A 9163-nucleotide genomic window follows, 5' to 3' on the forward strand; every position below is an offset into this window, starting at 1 on the left:
AAGAACATGAAAAACATAACAATCTTACTTATCCTTCTTACTTTAACTTTTTCAAATGTTAGTGCCCAGAAAATTAAAGACGGCGAAACGGTTAGCCTAAATGGGCTGTCCGTAACATTTAATATCACCAACAAAGAATCCGTGACTGTGGGTGGTAAAAATTTTGATCGCTATAAAGTAAGCGCAAATCTTGTCAATAATTCCGAAAAAAGCTTCAATATCAGATTAAATGCGTCTCCTCAGGTAGCCTCTAATACTAATCTTGTCGAATTAGACTGTATTAATGCAACAGGAGCAAAATTAACTTCCAAAAAAATGGAATTAAAATTAAAAGCACATAATCTAAACGCTACCTACTGGTACTATAATAAAGAAGGCAAATATGTAAGTGGTGTACTTCCTGTCATTGCTGGTTATTATTTAGATCCAGGAGACAGTGTAAATAACAATGCAATTTTTATAGTTCCTCAAGGTGAAACACCCGATGTATTACTTCGAAAAATTTAATAAATTACAGAAGATAATAAAACTAAACTTTTCAACAACGATATTGAAAAAAAGTAGTATCTCACCAACTGTGTAAGTTAATGAGATATTACCCCAATACAACATAAAAAAATCGGCAAAATTAGAATAATCTCCTGTTTTATAAGTCAATGGTTCAGTATCCCTAATTCATAGTCTTTTTATAAAACTTATTGGTTTTTGAAAATAGATTTGACATCTTATAAGAAAGTGCCAAATCTATTTTTTTATGAATTCATTAATTAAACAATAGGTCAAACCAATTATTTATGATTTGCAATTAAGGTAGCAGTAATTTCGTATTCAATATTATCTAAACCATCCTTATAATCAATCTTATAAACTTTAGAAGGGGTTGATTTAAAATCTAAAACATTAATTCTAATAGGATCTTCGGTTATTATATCACTATCTCTCACTCCATTACCATCATCGTCATACAAGAAAATCTCTATAGTTTCATCAAACCAAATGGATCTTCCACAATTCCAGGTATAACCTTCTTTCATAGACATATAGTCGTATGTTGGATAGTAATACGGATTAGTGATATTATCAGCTCTGAATGTGAAGAAAATCTCATTCTCATCTCCAGTACCATCATTTTTTGGATGAATACATTTTATGGATTCTATAATAAGTAAATTGCTTCTCTCTGTTTGGTAGGTTTTTCTAAAGAACCCTCCTAAATCCTGAGTACCAAAAACAAAAGTGTAAATTTCTTGTTCATTCACTCCATCTTCTTCACCAACACCTATTTCTGCTGTAACGCCTAATATCTTACTAGAACCTTTTGCTTCATAAACTACTTTTGTAGCAATCTCTACCCCAAGTCCCAGATCAACTTCTGTGGCAAGGGAGAAACCTCCTAAATCAGCAGGAGCATTAGACCAAAGCCCGAATTGTACTCCCACAAGAACTCCTTCATCTATTCCTTCAGTTAGTCCAACCGATAAAAACTCGCACGAAGATACTCCTTTGTTAATTCCTACCCCTAGTGCTAAACCTATTGTTACTGTAAAACCCAAAAAAAACTCTGCTTCGATATTAAGACCAATAGAAAAACTTCCTGCATCCAGCCCTGTTTTTTCTAATAATATTTTAAGTATCTCAAACACTTTACTATCAAATATTGACTTTAGTTTTTGTTGGATCCCCGGCAAGTCAGATTCACTAATTAAAAACTTCAACTCCTGACCATCGGTTGATACAAGATAAGCTTCCCAAGCCCTGGAAGCTTCTTCAAATATCTCTTTTTCAGTTGTAGACAATGTATTATTTTGCCTAAACACTTGAGTTAAGGGCTCTTTTATTCTGTCGTAATTTTCTAAATAGGGAGCCAAATCGGCTATTAATTGTTCTTTCATTAGATAGTTTTTTTTAGATTGTTAATTTTTTTTGTTATAAGTATATTCAATAGTGTATTTTTGCCCATTAAGATTGCTTAATGTAACCCGACCAGATCCAGATCCAGGCCGAAAATCATAACTTTGCAAATACGTGTCATTACCTGGTAATCTAGTTTCATCCTTATCCCACAAGGTTACAAGCACCTCATAATAAAAATACAGTTTTAGTGGTTTTTTAATTCCATTAGCACCCGTGATCATTGGCACCCAAGTATCTCCATTACTCATTGATTCTGATTCGGATCTATTCCTGGGCAGTCTAAAAGTAAGTCCCCCATCACTTTGGCATTTTAAGTAGACTTCATCATGACCAATTTCTGAATCAGAATTACATATAATTTTGTCGATTGTAATAGAATGTTTTTTCATTTGTCAGTGGTTTTAATTATTAATTAAATTGTCTAATTAGATTTGTAATCAATCGATCATTAATCACAAATACCTTTACAAACTTCAAATAAAATCCCATCAATACTATTACTCAAAAAGTACTTTCTATTCCTCATTTTGACAAAAAATGCGGTTGTTTCATGTTGAAACAACCGCATTTTTTTTTAATAATTCTTATTTCGTTCCTCGTTTTGGACTTTTTATCTTCTCCAAAACTTTTCGCACTAATTACTAGTTTTTATTATGTAACACACTTATTACTTTAGATTCTTTATAATTTAATACTTTTCCTTAAAAAATACTAAACATTCTAATTTACAGAAAACAAAAACCACAATATCTTGTTAGCCGCTTTTAGCTACATTGTATCTCCTTGCAAAGACCCAAATTATCAATTGCCTGGACTATAACCACCGCCACTCCGAAGCTGTTTTTCCAAACTTTTTTTGAAATACTTTCGAGAAATATGGCAAGCTTTCGAATCCCACTTCGTACGCCACTTGTGAAACCGTTTTATCTCCTTTCCTGAGCATTTCAGAAGCTTTTTCTATACGATAATTACGCACAAACTCGGTACTGTTTTGATTGGTTATGGCTTTTAGTTTTCGACGAAGTTGTATTGCAGACAACTTCATTTCCTGGGCAAAAGTCTCAACATCAAACTCACTCTTGTCTAGATATTTATCGATAATTAATTTAGCTTTTTCTATAAATAAATCATCTAGCGATGGTTCTATTATTATAGTTGTTTCAAGCGCTTTTTCTGCTGTACTGGCAATAGTTTTGGTTGTATATTTCTCTCTCAATACTTGTCTTTGCTGAATCAAGTTCACAACTCGCAAAACCAGTTCTTCTTTGTTAAAGGGCTTAGATAAATAGTCGTCGGCACCCTGCTTTAATCCTGCTAATTTATCATCTATGGTGGCTTTTGCCGTAAGTACAATTACAGGAATATGACTAATTCTTTCATCATTTTTAAGTTTATAACAAAAACCTAATCCGTCTAATTTTGGCATCATCAAATCAGAAATTATAATGTCCGGCACAAATTCAATTGCTTTTATCAATCCTTCCTCCCCATCAGCTGCCATTATAAGTTGATATTGATTTTCAAAAATAGAGGCTATATAAAAACGTAAATCCGGATTATCCTCTATTATGAGCATAATTTCCGCGTTATTACTATTTTGACTTTCTAAATCTGCTTTACTTTTTTCAAAAAAGTTTAGTAAACTATCATTTACTTTGTAATTATGGACATAATTCGTTGATACGTCTAAATGTTCGTAGGGCAAGTTTAGAGAAAAACGCGTACCTATGTTCAATTGGCTTTCTACTTTTATAGTCCCTTTTAATACATCTACCAGTTCCTTTACAAGTGCCAGACCAATGCCCGTTCCTTCATGTAAACGCTGACTCGAATCATCAATTTGATAAAATCTATTAAAGATATAGGGTAATCTTTCCTGAGCTATTCCAATTCCTGAGTCTTCTATGATTATCTCCAGACTATGCTCGGTTTTGTGTTTGCTTATTGATGGAATTCCAAAAGTATCAAACAAAATTTGTACTGAAATTCTTCCGTTTATTGGTGTAAATTTAAAAGCATTTGATAGTACATTTACAATTACTTTTTCTAATTTATCCAAATCAAAATAACCAAACTCCGTTCTTTTATTTATGGATAAATTAAAAACAATACTTTTATCTTGTGCTAACGATTCAAAAGATCCTATTAGTTGTTGCAAAAATAAAACTACATCTGCTTCTTCTCTTTGAATTCCCATCTCTCCTGCTTCGAGTTTTGAGATTTCGAGTATTTGATTGATCAGGTTTTGCAATCTACTCAAGTTACGTTGCATAATTTTGAGAATACTTTCACTAGGGTATTTTTTTTGTAAATCATCAACAGGACTTATTAATAAGGTAAGTGGTGTGCGGAATTCATGAGAAATATTAGTAAAAAATCTTGTTTTTAAGTCATTTAGTTCTTTAAGCTGTTTGTTTTGTAATTGTTTTAGTTGTAATTGTTTTTCCGAAAATACTTTTTTCTGTTCTGACTTTTTAATAATTCTACCTAAGAAAAATATAAAAACAATAATCTCATTGATGAAAATAGCATATGACAAGCCGTAAAAAGGAAAATAGTCTATCCATCCAGTAAGTGGAAAATACAATAAAGTGGTACCAATTAATCCTAAAATGATTGGTATTGCATAATAAATATCAATCAGCATTTTTTTGTACAGACAATAGATAATTAAAACAAGAAAAAAAATACACGATAAAATGACATTATAAATTCCACCTTTGAGCCAATACCATTGATAATCAAAAAAAGTCATAATATTGAGAAATAGCGAAACGAAAATTGAAATTAAAATACACCGTTTCATCATACTTGATATTTGTTTGATATCGACAACATATAATAAGAAAATGGCAACTCCAGTGGTAAAATTACTGTAACACAAAAAATTTATTTTTATCGCCAGTTCCGGATTATTGGTACACAAAGGACCTGCTATATTAGTATAACCCCAATAAGCTAAAGTTTTAAAAACAACAATTACTGAATACAACCTAAAATCCAGCTCTCTAATTACAAAGAAACTAAGAGTAAAAATTAAAAAAAGTCTAAAAATGATTAACCCATTTAACAAGCCCTGAGTAGTACAATTATCAATACGAGAACGATAATAAGTCTGTTGTGAATAAAGCCGAATCATCGCAAAATGCCCGCGTTTGCTGCTAACTTTTATAAAAACATTTTTGGATTGGTTAGGTTCTAATGTAATTGCGAATTTGGGGTATTCGTCTATCAATATTTTCTCTCTCTCAGAAGTAATAGTTTTTTGTATCTTATGGATATATTCTTTTTGAGAAGAATTAGATATATAAAAATCAAGCTGTTCTACTAATGGATTGGTCCATTGCAAGAATAATTCTTGTTTCTGTGTTGAATTGTTCTTAATTTTAAATTCTATCCAATAAACAGCATTAGAAAAAGGAAAACTAAGATATTCCTTTTTGTTCTTAGTGAAAATCTGCTTTTGAACTTCACTTAAACTTAGATTGGCTGTTGAATCTTTAAAGACTGATACAAAATTAGTTAAATTGTACGGGTATTTTTGGTCTTCTTTTAGATTTATTGATTGTGCGTGAATTTGGTTTGAAACTGCAGAAAATAATATGACAAAATAAATTCTATTTAAAAATGCAGACTTTATCATTTTTATTACTTTTTAGTCCTCAAGAACTTTATATTTAATCGATTGTGAGTATAGTCAATTATAGTTTTCCGTCAAAAATAACATTTTATTTAAGTAAAATAGGATTAAAATTAATGAAAAAACGATATAATTTAAATACATAGTCTAGTATACAGCTACATATCTTTAAACTAATTTGGGCTCTTGACAAAAATGTTTGTTCAATTATTTCAAAGATAAATTTAACTTCAAATTGGCTTTATTTTAAAAAATTGGGATCTCATAGGTATGTTTTTGAGCCATTTTTGTTCTTTTAAAATCGCTTCACCACCTCCAGAATTAGTGCCTATCGGTTGGAGTTGCTTTCTATTTTGCCACAAGAAGTTGATGAAGTAATTATTTATAATCTTGCTCTACTTTCTAATTCCCATCATGCCAAAATCGTGGTACGGTATGTTTTTTTTAACAAAAAATTCAGTAGAACTAAAGTCTAAGAGGTATAGGTTAAGGTATATTAAAGCTTCTGAAAATACAAAATTTCCCACAATATAATTAAATTTTATATTGTTAAGTTTATAAGCAGGATTTTAATACCAAATAAATTATAGAATACATTTACGAATAATAAGATCTTAAATAAAAGTACTATTATTGAATTTTACAAAAAATGTCATACTCAAGATTTTTTTCATGATATTCTTTGCGCACAAATTTGCCATTGTTATCTGCTACTTTAAAATCCATCTTTATCCTTAAACCAATTTTAATATATTTGCATGCCGAATGTGGAAAACAGAGGTTTCCCATCTACTGATCAGTTTAAAAACGGTTTTTAATATAACTTTATGAAACAAGAAGCATTCTCTTTAATAAGATTGGCAGTTCTTTGCTTTGTCACTTTTTGCAATCAGGCCTTTAGCCAGAGTAAAGATTATACTGAATGGTATTTAAGAACTCCAGACAGCCTTGACATCTATAACCAAGATATTTATGTACGCGAATTAGGGACAGGAAAAGATACTGTCGTTGTGATTCATGGCGGTTTTGGCGCTAATCATGATTACATGTTGGATGCAATTGATGGGTTGGAAAAAAAATATCATTTTGTACTCTATGATCAAAGAGGTTCCTTACTTTCTCCTGGCCCAAAAGAGAAGCTTACCTTCCAGAAAAATGTGAACGATTTAGATTTGCTAATCACACAGCTTGGGAATAAGAAAACCAAAATTATGGCTCATTCCATGGGAACATTGGTTGCAATGGAGTATCTACAGCAGCATCCTGAGAAGGTATCAAACCTGGTTTTGGTGGGAGCTATTCTTGCTAAATCAGATAGTATCGCTAGTGTTTTTTCAAAACGACAAAATGAACAGGTGAAATTTCTGAGCTCCAGACCTGAGGTCAAAGCTTTACCAATCTATAAAAGATATAAAGAATTAAAGGGTAAATTTACCAGCGATATGGAAAGAACAGATTTTAACAGGATGGCTTTTGCCGCTTCTAATATATATAGAATCGATCGATATAAACTTATGCGCGGCGGTTTTCATTATTATAAAGAAGATGCTTCTGTAATGTCAGAGACTGTGAACTGGAAATATGATTACAGAAAATCGCTCAATGATAATGGTAAGACTACCATCATTTTCGGTGATCATGACTTCCTGGATTTTAATGGTGAAGTACATCAGGAGTTGATAAAGAGCCATAAGAAAGTTAATTTCAGATTGATTAAATCAGCTGGACATAATGTCTGGATAGATCAGCCGGAAATTTTTAAAAAAGAACTGGATATGGCATTACAAAAATAAAGTTAATCTTTTTTGGGAGGTGCCTCCTATTTTGCTACAAAAAAACTACGGTTCTTAATTTTTCTCATTAATCAAAAGGAATTCCAAATTTTTGGTACAACATAAAATTACATCACTAATTTAAACCAAATAATATTTTCAGAAATTGATTATTCCATGTTTCATGGCAAAATTTGGTACAGTAATTAAAAAATTCAACAAATGTAGTATAAGCAGAAGTTTAGACGCCTAGGTTCGAATCCTGCTCAACTCTCAATAAAATATAAATAAAATTATTCTTCTTCCAAATATATTCTATAACTTTATACTAACCTCTGGATTAATGTGTGTTCTTAAAAATGCAGTTCTACAAATGAACAAAATACGGTCATTCGATTGAAAGGTTTGTATGTTTTTGTTTCGTTTTATTTGGTTCAGATTTGTACTTTTCTTGTACTTGGAGTTCATACTATAAAATGGATACAGAAACACAAGACCTTTGGTTTTAAAACAAAGGAAATGCAAAAACCAAGGCAAAAGTACACGTTAGAATTCAAACAAAAGGCCGTAGAACTTAGCAATAGATATTACGGCACCATACGGACTGCTGAAAAAGTAAACAGGTAAAAACACATAATCTGATATATTACCAGCCCAAGCAGCTACTATAATTGGAAGCAACAGATTCTATCAGGAAGACAGAGGAAAACTGCTCTGAGAAAAGAAGAATTTTGAAAACTTCCTTTTACATATTAAGTTTGCTAGCCACAGTTAATTCTTATCGATTTTATAATAAGTACACCAGTCTTTTATTCTTCCTACAAACATTTTAAGATAGTTTTCTGTTAGAAATATATTGGACCAATCAAATCTTTGAGCTTGAAGACCAAGATAAAAAATAAAAATTGACGCGCCAGTTTCTGGGATTAAGCTTATCTCTTTATCTGATAATTTTCTTAGTTCCTTGTAACCTTCAATAAAACTTTTAACTTTTAATTCGTATTGATTTTTGTCTTGTTCGATGAAAAATAATTGTTTGCAGAAATACCCAAGATCTAAAATAAGTAATCCATTTCCACAATTATCAAAGTCGAATATTGTTATTTCATTTTCTCCATTTATACTGAAATTGTCATACCAAATATCAAGATGAACAATTCCCTTTTGGTTATCTTTCAAATTGCTTTCTTGAAAGGTTTTTGATATTTTTTCACCAATTTCTTTTAAGAATTTCATTTCATTCAAATCTTCAGTGAAAAATGGTTTTAAATAATTATATGATTTTTTTAAAAGTATTTCAGAATCATAATTCACTCTATCGATTTTTTTGTTTGCTGTTATATTATGAATTTTGGCAATAACAGAACCAATCGTAAAGCAATTTTCATCTGTCATAAATCGTTTTTTTTCACCATTTGCAAATGAAAAAAGCACAACATAACGAATTCCTTCAGGAGCATTAACTTCTTGAATTAATTCATCGTTTTTATCAGAAATTGGAAATGAAACAGAAAGATTGTTATTTTTTAGTGTTTTTAGGAGCTCTAATTCTTCCTTAATTTCATTTATACTTCGCCAATTATAGCAGTAAACTCTGACAACATATATTGTACTTGAATCTGAGATGAAATAAGTGTGATTTACTCCTGTTCTAAATAATTTACATTCAAAATTGCTATTTAGATCGTATTTTTCTATTATAAAGTTACCTAAATCCTTTTCTGATAATGTAGAAGCAATTACTGGGAAAGTTGTCATTCGGTTTCGTTCTGGTTTAATTGTGGATACTACAACTGGTTTGGAACTAAATTAAGCTCTATTTTCGGATTTGCCAAAT

At 30.8% G+C, this 9163-nt stretch carries 6 protein-coding genes; 2 read left to right on the forward strand and 4 right to left on the reverse strand.

Annotated elements, in window-relative coordinates; genetic code table 11:
* Positions 1-6: 6 nt before the first annotated feature.
* Positions 7-507 (forward strand): hypothetical protein, encoded by a 501-nt coding sequence (locus tag ACAM30_RS20180; protein WP_369616307.1) that lies wholly within the window; start codon positions 7-9, stop codon positions 505-507.
* A 281-nt stretch (positions 508-788) separates the two neighbouring features.
* Here ACAM30_RS20180 and ACAM30_RS20185 read toward each other — a convergent pair whose 3' ends face one another.
* The 3 genes from ACAM30_RS20185 to ACAM30_RS20195 form a co-directional block, all read right to left on the reverse strand.
* Positions 789-1892 (reverse strand): hypothetical protein, encoded by a 1104-nt coding sequence (locus tag ACAM30_RS20185; protein ID WP_369616308.1) that lies wholly within the window; start codon positions 1890-1892, stop codon positions 789-791.
* A gap of 21 nt (positions 1893-1913) precedes the next feature.
* Positions 1914-2303, reverse strand: a complete 390-nt coding sequence (locus ACAM30_RS20190) for a hypothetical protein (protein WP_369616309.1) — start codon at positions 2301-2303, stop codon at positions 1914-1916.
* 425 nt (positions 2304-2728) lie between these two features.
* Positions 2729-5557, reverse strand: coding sequence for a response regulator (locus ACAM30_RS20195; protein ID WP_369616310.1), 2829 nt, complete (start codon positions 5555-5557; stop codon positions 2729-2731).
* An 824-nt stretch (positions 5558-6381) separates the two neighbouring features.
* On the opposite strand from ACAM30_RS20195, the gene ACAM30_RS20200 reads away from it, so the two are divergent.
* Positions 6382-7347 carry an alpha/beta fold hydrolase gene (locus tag ACAM30_RS20200; RefSeq protein WP_369616311.1) on the forward strand — a complete coding sequence of 322 codons (966 nt, stop codon included), beginning with the start codon at positions 6382-6384 and terminating at the stop codon, positions 7345-7347.
* Positions 7348-8097: 750 nt separating this feature from the next.
* Here ACAM30_RS20200 and ACAM30_RS20205 read toward each other — a convergent pair.
* Positions 8098-9084 (reverse strand): phosphotransferase, encoded by a 987-nt coding sequence (locus ACAM30_RS20205; protein WP_369616312.1) that lies wholly within the window; start codon positions 9082-9084, stop codon positions 8098-8100.
* Between the last annotated feature and the right edge of the window lie 79 nt (positions 9085-9163).

It is taken from the genome of Flavobacterium sp. CFS9 (assembly GCF_041154745.1).
Lineage (GTDB): Bacteria > Bacteroidota > Bacteroidia > Flavobacteriales > Flavobacteriaceae > Flavobacterium.